A 21,206-nucleotide genomic window follows, 5' to 3' on the forward strand; every position below is an offset into this window, starting at 1 on the left:
GGCTGCGCCGGGCGGGCCCCTTCCCTCTCCCGGTGGGAGAGGGAGATGGTCACTTCACCAGATCCGGAATGCGCTCGAACATGCCGACCGTGAAATCCGTCAGCAGCCCGAGGATCAGGCTGCCGAAGACCATGATCGAAAACGCGACGACCAGCAGCTTCGGCACGAAGCTCAGCGTCTGCTCGTTGATCGACGTCGCCGCCTGGATCATGCCGAGGATCAGGCCGGCGAGCAGCGCGGGGATCAGGATCGGCGCACTGGCCAGCGCCAGCACCCACATCGTCTGGTTGGCGACGGTGAGGAAATAGTCTGCATCCATGACGATATCCTCAGGTCGCGAACGAATTGGCGAGGCTGCCCATGGTCAGCGCCCAGCCGTCGACCAGCACGAACAGGAGCAGCTTGAATGGCAGCGAGATGATCGTCGGCGACAGCATCGCCATGCCCAGGCTCATCAGCACCGTCGCGACGACGAGGTCGATGACGATGAACGGCAGGAACATCAGGAAACCGATCTGGAACGCGGTCTTCAGCTCCGACGTCACGAAGGCGGGGAGCAATACTGCAAAAGGAATGTCGTTGGACGAGGCATAGGGGCCGGACTTCGCCATTTCGGCGAACATCGTCACGTCCTTGATCCGCGTCTGCTTGACCATGAAGGCGTGGAGCGGCGCACCAGCGCGCTCGATCATCTGCGTGCCGGCGAGCTGGCCGGCGGCATAGGGCTGGATCGCCTGGCTGTTCATCTGGCTGATCGTCGGCGCCATGATGAACAGCGACAGGAACAGCGCGAGGCCGATCAGCACCTGGTTCGGCGGGGTCTGTTGCAGGCCCAGCGCCTGGCGCAGCACCGCGAGCACGATGACGATCCGGGTGAAGCTGGTCATCATCAGCAGGATGCCCGGCAGGATCGTCAGCAGGCCCATGATGATGAGGACCTGCAGCGACAGCGACAGCGGCGCTGCCTGCGTGCCGCCACCCGATGCCGCGCCCGCGCTCAGCTGGCCGAGCGCGCGATCCACCGCATCGCCGACGCCCGGTGCGGGCGCCGCCGCCGGTGCGGCCGCGGGTGCGGCCTGCGCGAAGGCGGGCATCGCGACCAGCAGCGCGAGCGCGATGGCGAGGATCGCCCACATCCATTTATAGCCCCGCGTCGACGCGGCGGGCGCCCGGCGCGCGGGCTTGAACAGCGCGGGGCCGTGGCCGCGCCGCGTGATCGTCGGTGTCACTGGTCCACCTTGTCGATCAGGTTGACGCCGCCGCGCCCGACCGAGACGAGCAGCCGCTTGCCTTCGAAGTCGAGCACCGCGAGGCGCAGGCCGGGCGAGATCATCATGGTTTCCTTGACCGCGATCAGGCGGTTGGTCGGCTTGCCGCCGGGCATCCGCGTCTCGAGCTTCCGCCAGGCGTAGAGGCAGCCGATCATCAGGCCGCAGACCAGCGGCAGCAGGATGACGAGCTTGAGAATATAGGACCAGAGCATGATCGCGCCTCAGTTCCGGCCGGCGGACTTGTCGGGCGTGACCAGCTCGGTCATCCGCACGCCGAAGCGGTCGCCGACCGTCACCACCTCACCGCGGCCGATCAGCGTGCCGTTGACGAACACGTCGAGCAGCTCGTTCGCCTGGCGATCCAGCTCGATGACGCTCGATTCGCCGAGCGCGAGCAGTTCGCGCAAGGTCAGCGAGGTCGAGCCGATCTCGACCGTCAGCTTGACGTCGACGTCCTGCAGCAGCCGGAAATTGGCGGCCACTCCGGCATCTAGCGGGAAGCCGCCGGTCATGTCGTTCATGCGTCAGGTCCTTCGTCGTCGAATCGGGCAAGGGAGGTAAGGCGGACGGCGGCATGGCCGTTGGAGGTGCCGACGGTGCCGCGGCCGAGGCAGTCGTTGCCGACCATCACCGGCACCTGCGCGTCGAAGCTGATCGGGATCACGTCGCCCGCCTTCAGGTTCATCAGCAGCGCCAGCGGCACCACCGGCTCGGCGAGCACCGAGCGGATCGGGAAGCGGACGTTCATCGCGGCGCGGGTCAGCGACGTGCGCCAGGCGGGGTCCGCCTCCTGCTTGTCGAGCACCTTGCCGGTCAGCGTCGGCGCATGCGGCTTGAGCGCGGTGACCGGATAGAGCAGGTCGACGAACACCGGGGCATCCTCGCCGGCGGCGATGCCGAAGCGGGTGACGATCATCGCATCGTCGCTATCGGCCGCCAGCATCGCCGCGTTCGATTCGACATGCGTCGGGGTGAAGTCGATCCGCGCCAGCGGCTCCCAGGCGGTGCGCAGCGGGCCGGCGAGCGTCTGGCCGATCTTGGTCACCATCGCGTCCGCCGCGGGCGAGAATTCGGTCGGCATCAGCAGCGGCGTCGCGCCGTTGCCGCCGAAGAACAGATCGAGCAGCTTGAGGACGAAGACGCCGTCGAGCACGCACAGCGCGCTGGCGCCCTGCGGCGACATCGTCATCGGCAGCCATGCGGTCAGCAGGTCGCCCTTCTCCGAGCGATAGTCGCCGAAGCGCTGGACGACGAGCGGTTCCGCCCAGGCGCGCACCTCGTGCCGCAGCAACGGCTCGAACACGCCGCGCAGCGACCGCGCGAGGCGCGCGGACAGATGCTGCAGCGTGTGCAGGTCGCCGAACGGATTGAGCTTGGTCGCATCGAGCCCCACCGCATGCGCGGCGGGCTGGCGATCCCGCGTCCGTCGATCAGAGGTTGCCCCGGCGTTAACCATGACCTCACTGAACAACGAAATTGGTAAAGTAGACGTTACTAATGCCGCCGAATCCCTCTTTTTGCTCGAGAACGGCGTTGATTGCCTTGGTCAGCCGCTGCTGCATCTGCAATTTGCCCGCCGAGGTGAACACCTGCTCCTCGGGCGTGTCGCCCAGCGCCAGCAGCACCGCCGAGCGCACGGCGATGTCGTTGGTCTTCATGTTTTCGATGACCGTGTCGTCGTAGGGCGTCGACACCGCGATGCCGACCTGGACGACATGGACCGAATCCTGGAGGTTCGAGGTGAATTGCGGGTCCATCGTGTAGTAATTGGACGCGAACTTGTCGCCGTTCCCGCCCGACGGCACGTGCTGGCCGCCGCTGCCGGCCGATTCGCCGCCGCCATGGCCGCCTTCACCCTCGCCGCCTGCGGCGGCGCGCTTCTGTTCGGATTTGGGCACCAGCTTGGGGCCATGGTCCTCCGGCGCCGACGCATGGCCGCCGCCGATCAGGCCGCTGCTCGCCGCATAGACGCCGGCGCCGACGCCGCCGCCGACCAGCACCAGCAGCGCGACCACCATGATGATGATCTTCATCTTGCCGCCCTTCTTCTTGGGGGCGGCGTCTTCGGGTTTGTCGCTCATCGTCGTGGGTCCTCAAATGACATCAGGCGATACGGCCGTTGGCGGCCGCATCTTTATCGGGGGTGGGGGCGCGGGCCGCGCCGGCCGGCTGGCGCCCGGTGGCGGCCTGCTGCTGCGGCTGCTGGCGCGGTTGCTGCTGGCCCGCCTGCGCCTGCGCCTGGGCGGAGGCCTGCTGCTGGCCGTTGCCCGCGGCCGACTGGCCGGTGCCGGACTGGCCGGCATGCGCCTGGCCGGCGGCGGGGGCGGGCTCGACGATCGTCTGGCCGATCTTCAGCCCGCGCTCCTGCGCGATCTCGGCGAGCCGCGGCTGCGCGTCCTCGATCATCGTGCGGGTGACCGAATCCTCCGCGGCAAAGCGGACGTGGATCGCGTCGCCCACCGTCCGCACCGCGATATCGATCGCGCCGAGCGCATCGGGGACCAGGCGGATGCGCGTGTCGTTGGCGTTGGCGGCATCGCGCAGCGCCTCGATGTGATCGACCATATGCGTCGGCCAGCCGCTCTGGCGCATGTCGAGCGTCGGCGCGCCGGCATCGGCGACCGCCGCCACCTCGCGCACCGGCGCCGCCACCGCCGTGGCGGTGATCGCCGGATCGATCGGCTCGGCACGGACCCGATCCTCCTTGCCGGCCGCCGCATGCATCGCGGCACCGAACACCTGCGCCGCCGGTGCGGTCGTTCCGGCCACCGGCTGCACGGATGCCGCAGCCTGCGGGCGCAGCGCGACGGTCTGGCGGGCGTTGCCCGACACTTCGCGCATGAACGTCTGGCGCGGCTCGACCGGCGACGGCGCGACGTCCGCCACCGCAGGCGCGACCGTCGCCGGCGCATCGATCACGGGCGCGGCCGCGACCAACACCGGCGCCGCGACGGCGATGACCGGCGTCACGATCGGCGACGCGGGCGCGACGACGGCCTCAGCCCGAACCGGGGCGGGCGCGGCCGGCACGGCAGGCGTAGCGTTCGGCGCGCTGACCGGCGCGGCACCGGTATCGGCCGCCGTGGCAGATCGCTGCGCGCTCGGGCGTATCGGAGCGACCGGAAGCGGCGGCGCCGTGAGCGCAATGGCCTCGGGCAGGAGAGGGCGTGCATCGGAGCGCGGCGGCGCAGCGACCGGCGCAGGACCGACGTCTTCCCCATGCTGCGACGGACGCGACGCCCGGATCTTCGACGCCCCGCGTGCGATCGGCACCGCTGCGGGCTCGACCATCGCTTGCGGCGCCGTCGATACTGCAGCCGGCTGCGCATCATCGGCAACCATTGTCGGTGCAGCAGGCGGCGGAGCGATGGCCACCGCGGGAGAATCGGACCGGCCCGGCGTGCGCTCACGGGCCCTGCCCGCAGTGTCCGACCGGGCGGACACCGCGGCGTCGCGCGCGTCCTGTATCTCGGGATCGGCAATCGGCGCGGCACCGTCGGCCGGAACGGCCGTGGCGAACGATGGCGACAAGGCGTCGACCGACACGCCCTCGGCCACCACGGGCGCAACCGGAGCCCGCGACGCCGCGATCCCGACCACCGGCGCCGCGTCGACCGCATCCGGTGCCGCGCGCACTGGCGCGGTGGGCGCTACGGGGCGGTCGATCGGCAGTGCGACGGGTTGCGGAGCGAGGGCAAGGATCGCCGCTCCGGGATCGGGCTGGACGAGCGGCACGATCTCTGACGCATCCCGCATATCATCCTCGTCCGATTCCACGGCCGGCGAATCAGCCTGCAGCGGCTCTGCCACCGACCGGCCGACCGGCTGCGCGGCAAGTGCGTCTCCCGCGACCTTGCGCGGAGCGGTCGCCTTGCCTGCAGCGACGTCGCGCATTATCGGCGCAGGAACGTCCGGGTTGGCATCGGCCACGACGGGGGCCAGCGGCGACGCGACATCGCCCGCGACCGGCGCGGGCAAGGTCGCATCATCGACCATCGGCCGGATGGTGTCCGCCGGAACCGCCTGACGCCCGGCAGGCCGGCCCGGAACATCCGGCGCATCCGCCATCAACAGGTCCCGCACTGGCGCCGGATTCGGGCGCGGATCGACCGATGCATCCGCGATCACCGGCGCCGTCGAAGCCACCGGCTCGCCGCCGATCGCCGGACTGACCTGTCCATCGGACTCCGGCAGGCCGTACGGGTCCGCAACGACGGACGGCACCACCGACCGGGACGGATCGCGGACGATCGCGGCATCCTGTGCAACACCGTCCTCCGCCACCACCGGCGCGGCCCCGCGCGAAGGAACCGGCACCCGCGTCACCGACTCCCCGGCAACGGCCGCATCCGGCTGCACCCCGTCCGCCGACGGCACCGGCGTGGGTCGCACCGCCGCTGCGACGACGGGCGCGGCCGTCGCCACCGCCAATGCCGCCACCGCCGTCCCGCGCCGCAGGACGGGCGCGGACACGACCGGTGCAGGAACCGTCACGACCTTCGCCAGGGCGGGCGGCACCTCCATCGGTGCGGGTATCGGAATATCGACCGCGGGCAGCCACGCGAGCGCCGGATCGATCGCCGGTGCGGCGGCGGTCGGCAGCGTCATGCCGGGGGCGGCAAACGGTTGCCGGGCCAGCGCGTCGCCGGTGTCGGCCATGGCGCCCTCCCCCGCCCCGACCGCCATCATCGACAGCGCGAACAGGTCGCCAGCGGCCGGCGATCCACCCTTGGCCGGCTGGCCGGGTACGGTCGGGGAGACGGCAGGGGCAGCGGCAGAGGCGGCGGCGGCGGCGGCGGTTATCATCGGGCGGGTCTCGTCAGGAACGAAGGTGTCCCGCGACGATTAGCAAGGATCGTGCCGTTTTGCCTTCAACGGGGACACGGGCGGCGTATCCTCCAGCGCCCGCATCTCCTTGACGAGTGCGGCGCGGCGCGCCCGCTCGAGCAGCTTCTCGATCGCGCTCTGGTCGCGCTTGGCGGAGCGGGTCGCCTCGGCGGCGCGGTTGACGAACATCTCGGCCGACTGGACGCGCATCTGCGCCGCGGCGGAGGATTGGTGGAGCCGTTCGCGGAAATGCGCCTGCGCGCCCAGCGTCGCGGCGCTCGCCATGCTGGCGGGCGTCGGCGACACCGCATCGGCGAGCGCCTGGATTCGGTTGGCGAGCGTCGTCTCGCTCGCGAACTTCTCGTGCGCCCGCACCTCTTCGGCGCGGGTCAGGCCCAGCTGCAGCGTGCGCACGCGGTGGATGCGTGCGAGCTTCTTCGCGTCAGGCACCGAACACGCCGGTCAGTTCGGCGATCGCATCGCCCAGCGGGACGTTCTCGTCGCTGCCCTGCTTGATATATTCCATCACTGCCGGATGAGCGGCGATCGCGGCGTCGATCGCCGGATCGGCACCGGGGCGATAGGCGCCCATCAGCACCAGGTCGCGATTCTCCTCATAGGTCGCAAGGTGGCGGCGCAGCACGCGCGCGGCATGGACGTGGTCGGGATGTGCGATATCGGTCATCACGCGGCTGACCGAGGGACCGATGTCGATCGCCGGATAGACGCCGCGCTCGGCCAGATGGCGGTTGAGCACGATATGCCCGTCGAGGATCGAGCGCGCCGAATCGACCACGGGATCGTTGCCGTCGTCGCCGTCGGCGAGCACCGTGTAGATCGCGGTGATCGACCCGCCGGTGCGCACGTCGGTGCCGGCGCGTTCGATCAGATTGGGCAGCATCGCGATCGCCGACGGCGGATAGCCGCGCGCCGATGCCGGTTCGCCCAGCGCCAGCCCGATCTCGCGGCCGGCATGTGCGACGCGGGTCAGGCTGTCCATGATGAGCAGCACCTTCTTGCCTTCGTTGCGAAAGGCTTCGGCGATCGCGGTGGCGCGCAGCGCGCCGCGGATGCGCAGCACCGGGCTGTGGTTGGCGGGCACCGCGACGACGACCGCGCGTTGGCGCGCCTCGCCGGCGACCTTGGTTTCGAGGAAGTCGGCGACCTCGCGGCTGCGCTCGCCGATCAGGCCGATGACGATCACGTCCGCCTGCGCCGCGCGCACCATCATGCCGAGCAGCACCGACTTGCCGACGCCCGAGCCCGCCATGATGCCGACGCGCTGGCCCTGACCGATCGTCAGCAGCCCGTTGATCGCGCGCACGCCGACGTCCATCGGCTGGAGCACGCGACCGCGGTCGAGCGGCGATTGCAGCTTGCCGGCGAGCGGCCAGGTCTGCGCGCCGCGGATCGGGCCGAGCCCGTCGATCGGCTTGCCCGCGCCGTCGACGACGCGGCCGAGCAGCGCATCGCCCACTTCCGCCTCGCCCGGAGGGCCGACGGGACGGACCGGGGCACGCGGCAGCAGCGCGGCGGGACCCCCGAGATTCATCAACAGCGTCCGCCCGTTGCGAAAGCCGATCACCTCCGCCTCGACCTTCGCGCCCGGTTCGCCGATCTCGCAGATCGTCCCCACCGGCAGCGACAGGCCGACGGCCTCCATCAACAGCCCGTCATAGGAGGACAGGCGCCCCGACACCTTGGGCGTCGGGCGGAAATCGGCGACGCCCAGCGTCTCGAGATAATCCGCGGTGAACCGGTTGAGCATCAGCGCGGCTCCAGCGGCGGCACCGGCACGCGGTCGATCGCCGCGGCGAGCTGGCCGAGCCACAGCTCCGGCCCGTCCTCGACCAGGGTCGAGGCGCTTTCGAGCACGAAGCTGCCGCGCGACAGCGACGCGTCGCCGGCGGCGAAGATCGATTTGGGCAACGATCCGTCGACCAGCGGCAGGTCGTCGGGGTGGAGCCGCAGCAGCGCCGATTCGCTGGCGTCGGCGAGCATCTCCGCCGCGACCTCGATCCGGCCGTTGAGCACCGCGGGCGCGACCCCGCATTCGCCGACCAGCCGGCCGACCAGCAGCAGCACCGTCTGGCGCAGCTGCCCGGCGATCCGGTCGCGGTCGAGCTGGTGGCCGTTGGCGAGCGCCGCGGTCAGTTCGGTGAGCAGCGCCCGGTCGCGGTCGCCGCTCTCGCGCGCCGCCACCGCCGCTGCCGCCAGCCCCTCGGCATAGCCCGCCGCATGCGCGGTCTCGACCGGATCGATAAACCCACTCGGCTCCACCTGCGTATCAAGCGGATCCCAGCCGTGGGTCGGCTTCTCGCCCCCCGGATCCGCGGGGCTGAAATGCTTGGGACCGCCCGCGGACGCGGGACGGCTGCGAGCCTCCTCGCGCTCGCCGCCCATCGCGCGTTCCAGCGTCGCCCACATGTCGCGCGGCGTGAAGCCGGCGGGCGGGGCGAATGCCGCCTGGAGCAGGTTGGCGGCGGTATCGTGACGGGCGGCGAACCCTGCGACGAACTCAGACATAATCGTCGTCGCTCGCACCCATCACGATCGTGCCGTCCTTGGCGAGATTGCGGGCGATGCCGATCATCGCCTTCTGCGCCTCCAGCACCTCGGCGAGCTTCATCGGCCCACGCGCCTCCATCTCGTCGCGGATGCCGTCGGCGGCGCGCGCCGACATGCAGCCGAGGAACCGGCCGCGCGCATTCTCGTCGACGCCCTTGAGCGCGCGCGACAAAATGTCGCCGTCGACGTTGCGGATGAGCGTGCCGAGATTCTTGTCGTCCATGTCGAGCAGGTTGTCGAAGACGAACATCGCCTCCTCGATCGCCTTGGCGACGTCCTTGTCGATCTTGAACAGCTTCGGCATTACCCGCTGCTCCGTCGCCTTGCGTGCGCCCTGCAGGATTTTGGCCGCCTCGCGCGTGCCGCCCAGCGTCAGGCCGTTGGCCGACGATCCGCCGCCGCGCCGGTTGGCGAGCACCGCCTTCAGCGTCTCGACCGCATCGGGGTTGATCGGCCCAAGCCGCGCGATGCGGTGAAGAATATCGGGCTGCACCGCGTCGGGCAGCAGTTCGAGCACCTGCCCGCCGACCGTGGGGTCGAGGTTGGCGATCATCACCGCCGCGATCTGCGGATGCTCCTTCTCGATCATCTGCGCGATCTCGCCGGCCTCGAGCCAGTCGAGGATCTCGAGCTCGCACGCCGCTTCCGGCGGGGTGATGCGGGCGAGCACGCTCTCCGCCTTTTCGGGGCCGAGCGCGCGGTTCATCACCGCCTCGATCCGCGGCCTTGGCTCGAAAGTGATGCCGGTCCGTTCGCGCGCCTTGCCGACGAAATCGTCGAGCACGTCCTCCATCTCCTGTTCGGAGACGTCGGCGACCGCGAACATCGCCGAGCCGAGCTGGCGCACCTCCTCGGGATCGAGCTTCTGGAGGATGGCCGCGGCCTCTTCCTCGCCGACCAGCATCATCAGCACCGCGGCGCGTTCGACGCCGGTATAGGTGCGCGCGGCGACGATCGGGGTGGTGACCGCGTTCACTTGGCGTCCGCCTTTATCATGTCGCGGATCGCGAGCGCGGCGCGGGCGGGATTGTCGCGGGTGAAGCCGCGAACCGCGCCGATCCGGTCGTCGACCGTCTGCGTCGCCTCGAGCCGGTCGAGGCTGACCGATTCATGCACGGTGATGCCATCCGCCGCCGGGCTGCCCGCCGGACCGGCAAGCGCCGTCGCCGACGGTTCGGTCGCATCCTCACGCTTCTTCATCAGACCCTTGGCCAGCGGCCGCACGCCGAGCAGCAGCACCAGCAACGCGATCACGATCGCCGTTGCGTTGCGAGCGAGTACCGGCAACCAAGCATTGTCGTACCAGGCCGGGCCGTCCGCATCGCCGGCGGCATCGGCGAACTTGCGGCTGATGACCGTCACCTGGTCCTGTCGCGCCTGGTCGAAACCGACCGCGCTCTTCACCAGATCGGTGATCTGGCCGATCTCCATCGCGGTACGACGCGACTTGTCGGGATCGCGCAGCAGCACCGCGACCGACAGGCGCTTGACCGAACCCGGCGTCTGGCGCGTCACCGACACTTCCTTGCCGAGGTCGTAGGCGCGCTGGAAGCTGTCGCTCTGCTTGTTGGGGTTGGGCGCGGGGCCACCGGCGACCGGCGTCGGCTCGGCAGCGGGGGCACCGCTGGCGCCGTTGGCGGCCTGCGGCGTCTGCAGCTGGCTGGCGGGCGGCGGGGTGTTCGACAGCGCGCCGGGGATGCCGCCGGGCGTTGCCGGGCCACCGGCCTGATTGCCGACCCAATTGCCGGTCTCGGCACGCAGGGCGCCCTGCTTCTCGTAGCTTTCGCGCGTCGCCTGCGTCTCGTCGAGGTTGATGTCGGCCTGCACCTCGGCGGTGAAATTGCCGGCACCGACCAGCGGCGTCAGCAGCTGGACCAGCTGCTGGCGGACCTTGTCCTCGGTCTTGCGCTGCATCTCGAGCCGGGCATCGCCGGTCGCATCGGCTCCGCCGGCGCCGGGCTTCGACAGCAATGCGCCCATCTGGTCGACGATCGTCACGCTCTCGGGCTTCATCCCCGGAACCGAGCTGGCGACGAGGTTGATGATCGACTGGACCTGCGCCTGGCTGAGCGCGCGGCCGCCCTGCAGCTTGACGACCACCGAGGCGGACGGCGAGGCGTTGTCGCGCACGAACACCGAGGCTTCGGGCGTGGCGAGATGGACGCGCGCCTCGGCGACCGCGTCGATATCCTCGATCGAGCGGGCAAGCTCGGTTTCGCGCGCCTGGCGCAACCGCTCGCCCTCGACCGCGCGGCTGACGCCCATCGGCAGCTGGTCGAGGATGGCGTAGCCGCCGGGCGCCTGCTTGGGCAGGCCCTGACCGGCGAGCAGCATCCGCGCCTTGCTGAACTGATCCTCGTCGACGGTCAGCGCACCGGTGCCGTCGTCGATATGGCTGGAAATGTTGGCCTGCGTCAGCGCGGAGGTGACCGCCTGCTTGTCGGCATCGGTCAGCCCGGTGAACAGCGTCTTCTGCGTCGGCGTCGACAGCGTCATCCACGCGAGCGCGGCGGCACCGATCAGCGCGACGAGCATGGCCATCGGCAGGCTGCGGCGGACGGCGGGCTGCGCGAGCACGCCCTTGATCTGCAACAGCGGGTTGGCGAATTTCTCGGGCAGGGCCGAGGGCGATGTGGTGGCGAGTGCAGTGCTCATCGATTACACCGGCATGCTCATGATGTCCTTGTAGGCGGACAGCAATTTGTTGCGGACCTGCAGCGTCGCCTCGAACCCGACCGAGGCCTGCTGGCGGGCCAGCATGACCTTGGCGATATCGACCGTCTCACCGCGTTCGTAGCTTTCGGACAGCGCCGACGCCTTGGTCTGCGTCGCGTTGACGTCCTTCAGCGCATCCTGCAGCGTGTCGGCGAAGCTGGTCGGCTTCGTCGCGCCGCCCGCAGGCGCAGCCGTCTCCGGCGCGCTCGCCCGGCTCAGCGCCTGGTTGCGCTCGAGGATCTGCGCGCGCAGCTGCATCACCCGGTCGACGCTCATCGCGCCGCCGACCCCGCCGATCGCGCTCATGCCGAAACTGCCCAGGCGGTATCGGCGCCGTACGGACGGGCGAGATCCTCACCCTGTTCGCGCGCCTTGGCGAGGCGGTAGCGCAAGGTGCGCTCGGAGATGCCGAGGCGACGTGCGGTCTCGATCCGGCTGCCGCCGCAGGCCGCCAGCATTTCGCGGATCGCCTGGAATTCGCTCATCTGGACGACGTTGCCGAGGGTGACGGGCGCCGCTGCCGCGGGCTCGGCCGGCGCGGCGGACGGGAACAGCTGCGTCACCGGCGCGGGATCGCGGTGGAAGGTGAAGCTGATCGGCCGGTCGAAGACGATGTGGCTCGCCTCGATCGTGTCGCCGCCGGCGAACAGCAGCGCACGCTGGATGACGTTTTCCAGCTCGCGGACGTTGCCCGGCCAGTCGTGGCGCATCAGCAGCTCGACCGCATCGGCGGTCGGCCACGGCACCAGCGCGCGCGTGCCGGCATGGCGCAGGATCATCGTCGCGGCGAGTGCGGGGATATCCTGCACACGCTCGGCGAGCGGCTTGGTCGACAGCGGAAAGACCGACAGGCGGTAATAGAGATCGGCGCGGAAGCGGCCGGCGGCGACTTCGCCCTGCAGGTCGCGGTTGGCGCAGGCGATGACGCGGACGTCGATCTTCTGCGGCACCGATGCGCCGATCGGCACCACCTCGCGCTCCTGCAGCACGCGCAGCAGCTTGGCCTGGAGCTGGAGCGGCATCTCGGCGATCTCGTCGAGCAGGATCGTGCCGCCGTCGGCTGCGCGGAAGAAGCCCTCGCCGCCCGAGGAGGCGCCGGTGAACGCGCCCTTCTGGTGACCGAACAGCAGCGCTTCCAGCATCGTCTCGGGCAGCGCGGCGCAGTTGATCGCGATGAACGGGCCGGCCTTGCGGGGCGAATTGTTGTGGATCGCGCGGGCCAGCACTTCCTTGCCGGTGCCGGTGGGCCCGTTGATGAGGACGGTGATGTCCGCCTGCGCAACGCGCTCGGCCAGCGCGAGCAGCGCCAGCGATTCGGGATCGGCCGCGGTCGGCATGTCGGGACCGGCGACGAGCGCGCGGGCGAAGCCGTTGCCGACCGCCGCATCCTGCGGGCCGAAGGCGATTCGCGCCGGGTTGCCGTCGCGCGACGGGATGACGTGCCGCGAGTCGCCGTCACCGATGATAACGGTCCGCGCCGGCGCCGGCGGCGCCTCGCCCTCGGCGATCAGGAACAGGTCGCCCGGGCCGGGCTGGCCCGTCTCGAACGAACCCACGCCGAACCCCTGGGCGCGAAGCCCCGACACGAGCGCATATTTGCGCTGCGACACCGCAGCGGAAGGAAAAATCGAACGCATGGTTATCCCCCAAGGACAGCCTGCACATGCGGCAAGAAGGGTAAACGCCGTGTTAAAACGCTTGCCGCCCGGCAAAATATTTCCGGGCGCGGCCCGCTCGCAACGCGCGCGCGCGACGCCCCCGTACGAGGGGCCCGGATCGGCGGATTGCCGCGCCATCCGCCCGCAATTTTCCGCTTAAGCCGCCGCGGGCCGGGCCGTTACCCCATTTGGCGGCTCGGCCCTCCGCTCTGGGGGCGGCGGGGAGCGCCGCAGCAATTGGAGAACCCTCATGACCGTCATCGGCACCAACATCGCCTCGCTCCGTTCGGCGAATGCTTCCACCTCGGCAAACATGCAGCTGTCGTCCGCCATGGAGCGCCTGTCGACCGGCAAGCGCATCAACTCGGCGAAGGACGACGCCGCCGGCCTCGCCATCTCGACCTCGATGAACGCGCAGGTTCGCGGCATGAACCAGGCGATCCGCAACGCCAACGACGGCATCGCCCTCGCCCAGACCGCCGACGGCGCGCTGAGCGAAGCCACGAACATCCTGCAGCGGATGCGCGAACTGGCGGTCCAGTCGGCGTCGGGTACCTATTCGACCGACGACCGCAGCAACATGAAGACCGAAGTCGCCGAGCTGCAGAAGCAGCTGATGAACATTGCCGACACCAAGTTCAACGGCGTCAAGCTGTTCGACACGGCGAACGACTCGTCCGTGAAGATCCAGGCCGGCGCGGGTTCGTCGGATCAGGTCAACCTGAAGATCAGCAAGCTCGACATGACCGGGGTCAGCGGCGTCGCCGGTGCGACCGTCGCAGCCGGTCTGGCAACCGTCGCGGCCGGCGCGCTGGTCGGCACGACCCGCACCGTCACGATGGAAGACGTGGCCTATGGCGCCAAGAAGACGGGCGGCACCGTCGCCTTCGTCACCGCCGACATCGGTTCGACGACCACGCTGGCGGCCAACGACACCTATTACACGGCGGCGACGACGGGTGACCCGACGGGCGGCGTCGACATCAGCAGCGACACCAACGCAAAGCTCGCGATCGACAAGATCGACACCGTGCAGAAGTCGGTCAACACGACCCGCGCGTCGCTGGGTGCCGGCCAGAGCCGTCTCCAGTCGGTCGTCAACAACCTGACCACCAACGTCACCAATCTGACCGACGCGAAGAGCCGCATCGAGGACGCCGACTTCTCGGCGGAAACGACGGCGCTCGCCAAGGCGCAGATCCTGAGCCAGGCCTCGACCGCGATGCTGGCGCAGGCCAACCAGAGCCAGCAGGGCGTCCTGAAGCTCCTCCAGTAATCCGGTTATCGGCGCTGGCGCTGCCCCCCAAGGGCGTTGGCGCCGACCGAGCTCTTCCCCCAAGGTCGAGCAAAGCCAGAACCCCGGTGGCCCATGGCCGCCGGGGTTTTCGGCGAATCGAACATGCGCGACTCGTCCGACGCCCGCAAAAACCTTGGCGTCGGCGTCCTGCTGCCCCACATGGGCGGCAACCGATCACGAAGGAGCATGACTTGGCCACGCTAGGAATGTCGCCAGCCGAAAAGCAGGCGGTCGAGGATTTCCGTCGCGACGTCGTCGAACCGTCGATGACGTCGCTCGTCATCATCGATTTCTGGGCGGAATGGTGCGGGCCGTGCAAGGCGCTGGGCCCGACGCTGGAAAAGGTCGCCGCCGCTTATGCGGACAAGGGCGTCGTGCTGGCGAAGATCGACACCGACAAGAACCAGTTCATCGCCGCGCAATTCCAGATCAAGTCGATCCCGACCGTCTATGCGATGTTCCAGGGCCAGCTGGTCGCGGACCTGACCAGTGCGCGTACCGAATCGCAGCTGCGCGTCATCCTCGACCAGTTGCTCAAGCAATTGCCGATTGCGGCGCCCGGCGCGGACGCCGCCGCCGAGATCGAGCCGCTGATCGCGATGGGCGAGGAGGTGCTGGCCAGCGGCGACACCGAGCGCGCGCTGTCGATCTTCGACCAGTTGGTCGAGATGGCGCCGGACGATCCCGCGGTTCTGTCCGGCCGTATCCGCGCGCTGGTCGCCGCCGGGCTGACCGACGAGGCGCAGGCGGCGATCGACGCGCTGCCCGCCGATCTCCGGGATGCCGGCATCGACCGGGCGAAGGCTGCCCTCGCGCTGGCGCAGAGCGCACCGCCGGTCGAGGATTTTGCCGGCCTGCAGGCCGAGGTCGCCGCCAGTCCCGACGATCACGAGCGCCGCTTCGCGCTCGCCAATGCGCAGATGGCGGCGGGCGACCGCGAAGGTGCGGCCGACAACCTGCTGCATATCATCGCCGCCGACCGCAGCTGGAACGAGGATGCGGCGCGGCAGCAGTTGCTCAAGCTGTTCGGGGTCGTCGGGCTGGAGGACCCCTGGGTGTCCGCCCAGCGCCGCCGGCTGTCGGCGATTCTGTTCGGATGACGACGCCCACCCGCCTCTCGATCTTTCCGCTGCCGGGGGCGTTGCTGTTCCCCGGCATGCACCTGCCGCTGCACATCTTCGAACCGCGCTATCGGGCGATGGTGAGCGATGCGATGGCGCGCGACCGGCGGATCGGCATGATCCAGCCGATGACCAAATCCGCCGCCGGTGCCGATGCGCCCGCGCTCTACGACATCGGCTGCGTCGGCAGGATCGCCGAGGTCGAGGCGCTGGATGACGGCCGCTACAATCTCGTGCTGGAGGGCGTCGCCTTGTTCCGCGTGCTGCGCGAACTCGACGTGACGACGCCGTTCCGCCAGGTCGAGGCCGAACTGCTGCCGATCGATGCCGACGATGCGCTGTCGCTCGGCCGACGATCGTCGCTGGAGCTGGAATCGCGCCGATTCGCCGATTCGCAGGGCTATACGGTGGACTGGGAAGCGGTCGGCCGGCTGGACGACGAGAGCCTCGTCAACGGCATCGCCCAGATCGCCCCGTTCGACACCGCGGCGAAACAGGCGTTGCTCGAGGCCCCCGATATCGAGACGCGGGCGGAGCTCATCATCCAGCTGATGCAATTTTTCGGCCGCCACGACGGCGAGGACAAGGTGACGCTGCAATGATCGACCCGTGGCTGCTCGAACGGCTCGTCTGCCCGGTGACGCGGCAGCCGCTGCGCTATGATGCGGCGGCGCAGGAGCTGGTATCGGACGCGGCGGGGCTGGCCTATCCGGTCCGCGACGGCGTGCCGGTGATGCTGCCCGAGGAAGCCCGGCGGCTCGCGGCGGACTGATCGCTACCGGATCAGCGCCACCGCCGCCATCAGCAGCGCCGCGACGCTGGGATAGAAGGTGAGCGCGAAGCCCAGCGCACGTGCCTCCGCGCCATCGCGATAGCCCGTCCAGAACAGCAGCCGCCCGGCGGAGAAACAGGCGGCGAACAGTGCCACCGGCACACGCGCATGATCGCTCAGCAGCGTCAGCGCGGTGTACGCAAGTCCCGCCAGCAGGACCTGCTCGGCCGTGTTGCGCAGGATCGCATTGCCCGCATCGACCCGCGGATCGACCCGGTCGCCACCGTCGATGGCGGTGTTCGACGCGAACCGCCGGCGTGCGACGACGCCGATCGCCGCCGCCAGCCACAGGCCGAGCACCAGCACGGCGATGCCCAGCGTGGCGACGCGGCTTTCCAGAGTCGCCGCGGCGCTGCGACTGTAGCCGATGATGACCGCCGCGATCGTCAGGCCCAGGCCGATGCCGATCCCGCGCGCGACGCCACCCTGTGCCTTGCGCAACGGCGGATGCGCCACCGGCTCGCTCACACCATCAGGCCCTGCAACAGCTTGGGCAGCGTCCCGCTTTCGCCGCGCGCTTCGGCCATGAACCGGTCCTTCAATGGTGGCAGTCTGTCGACCGCACTGATCCCGAACCGGCGCACCGCGCTCGCGGTTCGGCCGGGAATGCCGAACAGCCGGGTCAGGGTGTCGGTTGCCGCCGCGACCATGAACGTGTCGAGCCCCCGCCAGCGCTGGTAGCGTTCGAGCAGCGCCGGATCGCCGAGGTCGAGCCCCAGCCGCTTGCCGTCGACCAGCACCTCCGCCAGCGTCGCCGCATCGCGCAGGCCGAGGTTGAGCCCCTGCCCCGCGATCGGATGGATGCCGTGCGCGGCGTCGCCGACCAGCACCAGCCGCTCCGCCGTGATCCGCGCCGCATGGTGGAAGCCCAGCGGATAGCTCGCACGCGGGCTGGCGGCACTGAGTTCGCCAAGGAACCCGCCCATGCGCTTGGTCGCCTCCGCGAGGAAGGCGCGATCGCCCAGCTTCATCATCGCCGGACCGTCCGCGCCCTTCACCGACCAGACGATCGCCGAGCGATGGCCGATTTCGTCGTCGGGCAGGGGCAGCAGCGCGAACGGCCCCGCCGGATAGAAGATCTCATAGGCGATATCCTCGTGCGGATAGGCGTGGTGGAACGCCCCGACGATCGCGGCATGATCGTATTGCCAGCGCGCGACGGTGATCCCCGCCGCCTCGCGCGTCGGCGAATTGCGCCCCTCCGCCGCGATCAGCAGCGGCGCGCGGACGGTGCTGCCGTCGTCCAGCGTCGCGACGACGCCGGCCGGGCCGCGCACCATGTCGGTCGCGCGCGTCCGCATGCGCAGGTCGACGTGGCGCGCCGCGCTCGCCGCCTCGAACAGCGCCTTTCGCAGCAGCTTGTTCTCGTACATCGTGCCGAGCGCGCCGTCGCCCTCGTCGGGCCGGAAGTCGAGCTTGCCCGGCGCCAGCCCGTCGCTGACGCGGATATGGCGGATCGCACACCCCTGCCCCGCCAGCGCGGCGCCGATCCCGATCGCATCGAGCATCCGCCCGGTCGCGCTCGCGATCGCCGAGGCGCGCCCGTCGAACCCCGGCGCCAGCATCACCGCCGGATCGGCGGGATCGACGACGGTGCTGGTGACGCCATGCGCGTCCAGTGCGAGCGCCAGCGTGGCGCCGACCAAGCCACCGCCCAGGATGATGACGTCTGTGTCCATATCGCCTCCCTACAAGCGCAACGCATGCGTGCCAACGGCCGGTCCACATCCGGTCGACGCCCGATCCACTGCAGCCGCCTTGACGTAACGCACGCGCGGCCCGATGATTCCGCGGCATTTTCGCGACATTGAAGGGATCGGGCGATGGCGAGCCGTGCGCAGCCAGGCTTGTTGCGTGAGACGGTGAAGGCGGGGGCGGTACGCGGCGGTGCGCTGATCGCGTCGATCGCGCTGTTCCTCTTCACCCTGCTGATGGTGCTGGCGCTGGCGAGCTATCGCGCCAGTGACGCGGCGCTCAACACCGCGTCGGGCGGGCCGATCCAGAATCTCGCCGGGCCGCCGGGTGCGTGGTTCGCCGATCTGGCGCTGACCGTGTTCGGGCCGGCGGTCGCCCTGCTGCTGCCGATCGCGCCGATCGTCGCTGCGCGGCTGTGGCGCGACCAGCCGCCGGGGCGCTGGCTGGCGATGCTGCGCAATGCCGCGATCGGCGTCGCGCTGATGGCCTCGGCGCTCGCCTTCGTCTCCGATTCCTCGGTCCTCGCCCTCCCCGCCGGCTGGGGCGGCGTCGTCGGCCTGTCGGTCGCGCATCTCGTCGAATGGGGTCTCGCCTTCCTCGGCCAGCCCGGCGCCGAACGCTGGGCGGCGCGCGGCATCGGCCTGATCGTCGGCGTCGCCGGCATCATCATCTGGGCGAAAAGCCTCGAAATCGATCTCGGCGATCGCCGCTTCCGCCTGCGCCGCCTGCGCGCCGACGGCGACGACATCGCCGACGCCTATGACGATTTGGACGAAGACGAGGAGGAGGAACCGCTCCAGCTCGCGCGCAAGGTCATCGAGCCGCGCGCGGTGGCGGAGCCCGATCCGCGCCCTGCCCCGGTCATCGCCGATCGCAACCTCGCGCCCTCCGCCGCCCGGCAGAAGCCGCGCCAGCAGAGCCTCGACCTCGGCCACACCTTCGCGCTGCCGTCGATCGACCTGCTGACCCCGGCCCCGCCCGTCCCCAAGGGGACGATCGACAAGGCGGCGCTGGAACGCAACGCCCGCCTGCTCGAGAACGTGCTCGACGACTTCAAGGTACATGGCGTCATCAACGAGGTGCGCCCCGGTCCGGTCGTAACGATGTACGAACTGGAACCCGCGCCGGGCATCAAGGCGAGCCGCGTCATCGCGCTCGCCGACGATATCGCGCGCAACATGTCGGCGGTGTCGGCGCGCGTCGCGGTGATCCCGGGCCGCAACGTCATCGGCATCGAACTGCCCAACGCCAAGCGCGAATCGGTGTCGCTGCACGAACTGGTCGGCAGCCAGACGTTCGAGGATCAGGCCGCGCAGCTGCCGATCATTCTCGGCAAGAACATCGCCGGCGATCCCGTCATCGCCGACCTTGCGCCGATGCCGCACCTGCTCGTCGCCGGCACGACCGGTTCGGGCAAGTCGGTCGGGCTCAACTGCATGATCCTGTCGCTGCTCTACCGGCTGACGCCGGACCAGTGCCGGATGATTATGATCGATCCCAAGATGCTCGAACTGAGCATGTACGACGATATCCCGCATCTGCTCTCCCCCGTCGTCACCGATCCCGCCAAGGCGGTGCGCGCACTGAAATGGGCGGTCGAGACGATGGAGGACCGCTATCGCCAGATGTCCTCGGTCGGCGTGCGCAGCCTCGCGGGCTTCAACGACAAGGTCCGCGCCGCCAAGGCCAAGGGCCAGCGGCTCGGCCGCCGCGTCCAGACCGGCTACCATCCCGACACCGGCCAGCCGGTCTATGAGGAGGAACAGCTCGACTACGAACCGCTGCCGCAGATCGTCGTCATCGTCGACGAGCTCGCCGATTTGATGATGACCGCGGGCAAGGAGGTCGAATTCCTGATCCAGCGGCTCGCGCAAAAGGCGCGCGCGGCGGGCATCCACCTCATCATGGCGACGCAGCGCCCGTCGGTCGACGTCATCACCGGCGTCATCAAGGCGAACCTGCCGACGCGGATCAGCTTCCACGTCACCAGCAAGATCGATTCGCGCACCATCCTTGGCGAACAGGGCGCCGAACAGCTGCTCGGCAAGGGCGACATGCTCTACATGCCCGGCGGCAAGGGCATCGTCCGTGTCCACGGCCCCTTCGTCAGCGACGACGAGGTGCGCGGCATCGCCGATCACTGGCGCGCGCAGGGCCAGCCCGATTATATCAGCTCGGTCACCGAAGAGCCCGAGGACGGCTTCGCACTCGAAGGCGCGCCGGAGGGCGAGGATTCGGCGGAGGACCAGCAATATCGCAGCGCGATCCAGCTGGTGTGCGAATCGCAGAAGGCCTCGACCAGCTGGCTGCAACGCCAGCTGCGCATCGGCTACAATTCCGCCGCACGGCTGATCGAGAAGATGGAGAAGGACGGCATCGTCAGCCGCCCCGACCATGTCGGCCGCCGCGAGGTGCTGCGCGATACCGAAGGGCATGCGATCTAGCGTATCCCGCCTGCCCTGACCCTGCTTTCCCCTCTCCCGCCGGGACAGGGAGAGACGCCGAAGGCTGCGATGGGCGAGGGTGACGGGAACGCTCCGGTTCAGCAGGCATTCAATGCGCAAAATCCACAGGACCCCCATGATCCGACATGCCTTCGCCCTCGCCGCCGCACCGTTCGTCCTGGCCGCGCCCGCCGTCTTGCCCGCGCAGGCGTCCGGCGATCTGGCCGCGGTGCAGCGCCATCTCCAGTCGGTCGAGACGATGACCGCCGACTTCACGCAGACCGATCGCAACGGCAAGGTGCTGACCGGCACCTTCACGCTCAAGAAGCCCGGCAAGCTGCGCTTCCAATATGAGAAGGGCGTGCCGATCCTGATCGTCGCGGAGGGCGGCGCGCTGACCTTCATCGATTATTCGGTACGGCAGGTGCAGCGCTGGCCGATCCGGAATTCCCCGCTGGGCGTGCTGCTCGATCCGTCGCGCGACATCACCCGCTATGCCCGGCTGGTCCAGACCGGCAACGACCGGGTCGTCTCGGTCGAGGCGAACGACCCCAAACACCCCGAATATGGCAAGATCACGCTGATCTTCGCCCGCGATGGCGCCGCGCCGGCCGGACTCGCGCTGCAGGGCTGGGTCGCGCTCGACAGCCAGAACAACCGCACGACGATTCGCCTGTCGAATCAGCGGTTCGGCGTGCCGGTGAGCGACGGAACGTTCAAATGGAACGACCCGCGACGGCCGAACGTCCGCTGACCGATCGGCCATTCATCCACGCGA

22 protein-coding genes are annotated in these 21,206 nt (G+C 69.7%); 6 read left to right on the forward strand and 16 right to left on the reverse strand.

From position 1 onward, the window contains the following. Nucleotides 1-49: 49 nt before the first annotated feature. Genes fliQ through B2515_RS09170 form a run of 14 tightly spaced genes read right to left on the reverse strand, consistent with a single transcriptional unit; the run spans nucleotide 50 to nucleotide 13,018 of the window. On the reverse strand, nucleotides 50-319 hold the full coding sequence (gene fliQ / locus B2515_RS09105; protein WP_293875893.1) for a flagellar biosynthesis protein FliQ: 270 nt from the start codon (nucleotides 317-319) through the stop codon (nucleotides 50-52). Between the two features lie 10 nt (nucleotides 320-329). Beyond that, nucleotides 330-1,229: a flagellar type III secretion system pore protein FliP gene (fliP, locus tag B2515_RS09110; RefSeq protein WP_293875894.1), complete on the reverse strand. Its 900-nt coding sequence runs from the start codon at nucleotides 1,227-1,229 to the stop codon at nucleotides 330-332. Then, a complete protein-coding gene (locus tag B2515_RS09115) occupies nucleotides 1,226-1,483 on the reverse strand; it encodes a flagellar biosynthetic protein FliO (RefSeq protein ID WP_163957265.1) in 258 nt (85 codons plus the stop codon). Before B2515_RS09115 ends, fliP begins: the two co-directional genes overlap by 4 nt. A gap of 9 nt (nucleotides 1,484-1,492) precedes the next feature. Continuing rightward, nucleotides 1,493-1,792: a flagellar motor switch protein FliN gene (gene fliN / locus B2515_RS09120; RefSeq protein ID WP_293875895.1), complete on the reverse strand. Its 300-nt coding sequence runs from the start codon at nucleotides 1,790-1,792 to the stop codon at nucleotides 1,493-1,495. Beyond that, nucleotides 1,789-2,727: a flagellar motor switch protein FliM gene (locus B2515_RS09125; protein ID WP_293875896.1), complete on the reverse strand. Its 939-nt coding sequence runs from the start codon at nucleotides 2,725-2,727 to the stop codon at nucleotides 1,789-1,791. Before B2515_RS09125 ends, fliN begins: the two co-directional genes overlap by 4 nt. A 4-nt stretch (nucleotides 2,728-2,731) precedes the next feature. Beyond that, nucleotides 2,732-3,352, reverse strand: a complete 621-nt coding sequence (locus B2515_RS09130) for a flagellar basal body-associated FliL family protein (RefSeq protein WP_293875897.1) — start codon at nucleotides 3,350-3,352, stop codon at nucleotides 2,732-2,734. A gap of 22 nt (nucleotides 3,353-3,374) precedes the next feature. Further along, a complete protein-coding gene (locus tag B2515_RS09135) occupies nucleotides 3,375-6,077 on the reverse strand; it encodes a flagellar hook-length control protein FliK (RefSeq protein ID WP_293875898.1) in 2,703 nt (900 codons plus the stop codon). A gap of 39 nt (nucleotides 6,078-6,116) precedes the next feature. After that, nucleotides 6,117-6,548 carry a hypothetical protein gene (locus B2515_RS09140; protein ID WP_293875899.1) on the reverse strand — a complete coding sequence of 144 codons (432 nt, stop codon included), beginning with the start codon at nucleotides 6,546-6,548 and terminating at the stop codon, nucleotides 6,117-6,119. Then, complete coding sequence (locus B2515_RS09145) at nucleotides 6,541-7,866, reverse strand: FliI/YscN family ATPase (protein WP_293875900.1); 1,326 nt, start codon at nucleotides 7,864-7,866, stop codon at nucleotides 6,541-6,543. The genes B2515_RS09140 and B2515_RS09145 overlap by 8 nt, the downstream gene beginning before the upstream one ends. Continuing rightward, the gene (locus B2515_RS09150; protein WP_293875901.1) at nucleotides 7,866-8,624 is read right to left on the reverse strand and encodes a FliH/SctL family protein; all 759 of its coding nucleotides are present in this window, start codon (nucleotides 8,622-8,624) and stop codon (nucleotides 7,866-7,868) included. The genes B2515_RS09145 and B2515_RS09150 overlap by 1 nt, the downstream gene beginning before the upstream one ends. Next, nucleotides 8,617-9,642, reverse strand: coding sequence for a flagellar motor switch protein FliG (gene fliG, locus B2515_RS09155; protein WP_293875902.1), 1,026 nt, complete (start codon nucleotides 9,640-9,642; stop codon nucleotides 8,617-8,619). Before fliG ends, B2515_RS09150 begins: the two co-directional genes overlap by 8 nt. After that, nucleotides 9,639-11,321, reverse strand: a complete 1,683-nt coding sequence (gene fliF, locus B2515_RS09160; RefSeq protein ID WP_293875903.1) for a flagellar basal-body MS-ring/collar protein FliF — start codon at nucleotides 11,319-11,321, stop codon at nucleotides 9,639-9,641. The genes fliG and fliF overlap by 4 nt, the downstream gene beginning before the upstream one ends. Nucleotides 11,322-11,324: 3 nt before the next feature. Then, nucleotides 11,325-11,687 (reverse strand): flagellar hook-basal body complex protein FliE, encoded by a 363-nt coding sequence (gene fliE / locus B2515_RS09165; protein WP_293875904.1) that lies wholly within the window; start codon nucleotides 11,685-11,687, stop codon nucleotides 11,325-11,327. Further along, nucleotides 11,684-13,018, reverse strand: a complete 1,335-nt coding sequence (locus tag B2515_RS09170) for a sigma-54 interaction domain-containing protein (protein ID WP_293875905.1) — start codon at nucleotides 13,016-13,018, stop codon at nucleotides 11,684-11,686. Before B2515_RS09170 ends, fliE begins: the two co-directional genes overlap by 4 nt. A 271-nt stretch (nucleotides 13,019-13,289) precedes the next feature. Here B2515_RS09170 and B2515_RS09175 point away from each other — a divergent pair, with 271 nt between their 5' ends. From B2515_RS09175 to B2515_RS09190, 4 genes are all read left to right on the forward strand, one after another. Continuing rightward, on the forward strand, nucleotides 13,290-14,315 hold the full coding sequence (locus B2515_RS09175; protein WP_293875906.1) for a flagellin: 1,026 nt from the start codon (nucleotides 13,290-13,292) through the stop codon (nucleotides 14,313-14,315). Between the two features lie 227 nt (nucleotides 14,316-14,542). Next, nucleotides 14,543-15,436 carry a tetratricopeptide repeat protein gene (locus B2515_RS09180; protein WP_293876034.1) on the forward strand — a complete coding sequence of 298 codons (894 nt, stop codon included), beginning with the start codon at nucleotides 14,543-14,545 and terminating at the stop codon, nucleotides 15,434-15,436. Continuing rightward, the gene (locus B2515_RS09185; RefSeq protein ID WP_293875907.1) at nucleotides 15,433-16,059 is read left to right on the forward strand and encodes an LON peptidase substrate-binding domain-containing protein; all 627 of its coding nucleotides are present in this window, start codon (nucleotides 15,433-15,435) and stop codon (nucleotides 16,057-16,059) included. The genes B2515_RS09180 and B2515_RS09185 overlap by 4 nt, the downstream gene beginning before the upstream one ends. Then, nucleotides 16,056-16,229, forward strand: a complete 174-nt coding sequence (locus B2515_RS09190) for a Trm112 family protein (protein ID WP_293875908.1) — start codon at nucleotides 16,056-16,058, stop codon at nucleotides 16,227-16,229. The genes B2515_RS09185 and B2515_RS09190 overlap by 4 nt, the downstream gene beginning before the upstream one ends. A 3-nt stretch (nucleotides 16,230-16,232) precedes the next feature. Here the strand turns inward: B2515_RS09190 and B2515_RS09195 are convergent, their stop codons facing one another. Continuing rightward, the gene (locus B2515_RS09195) at nucleotides 16,233-16,757 is read right to left on the reverse strand and encodes a hypothetical protein (RefSeq protein WP_293875909.1); all 525 of its coding nucleotides are present in this window, start codon (nucleotides 16,755-16,757) and stop codon (nucleotides 16,233-16,235) included. After that, nucleotides 16,754-17,968, reverse strand: a complete 1,215-nt coding sequence (locus B2515_RS09200; protein ID WP_293875910.1) for a UbiH/UbiF/VisC/COQ6 family ubiquinone biosynthesis hydroxylase — start codon at nucleotides 17,966-17,968, stop codon at nucleotides 16,754-16,756. The genes B2515_RS09195 and B2515_RS09200 overlap by 4 nt, the downstream gene beginning before the upstream one ends. Nucleotides 17,969-18,112: 144 nt before the next feature. Here B2515_RS09200 and B2515_RS09205 point away from each other — a divergent pair, with 144 nt between their 5' ends. Continuing rightward, nucleotides 18,113-20,428 carry a DNA translocase FtsK gene (locus B2515_RS09205; RefSeq protein ID WP_293875911.1) on the forward strand — a complete coding sequence of 772 codons (2,316 nt, stop codon included), beginning with the start codon at nucleotides 18,113-18,115 and terminating at the stop codon, nucleotides 20,426-20,428. A 136-nt stretch (nucleotides 20,429-20,564) separates the two neighbouring features. Further along, nucleotides 20,565-21,182 carry a LolA family protein gene (locus B2515_RS09210; RefSeq protein WP_293875912.1) on the forward strand — a complete coding sequence of 206 codons (618 nt, stop codon included), beginning with the start codon at nucleotides 20,565-20,567 and terminating at the stop codon, nucleotides 21,180-21,182. Nucleotides 21,183-21,206 lie beyond the last annotated feature (24 nt).

Origin of the sequence: Sphingomonas sp. UBA978 (genome assembly GCF_002292295.1) — a bacterium.
Taxonomy (GTDB): domain Bacteria; phylum Pseudomonadota; class Alphaproteobacteria; order Sphingomonadales; family Sphingomonadaceae; genus Sphingomonas.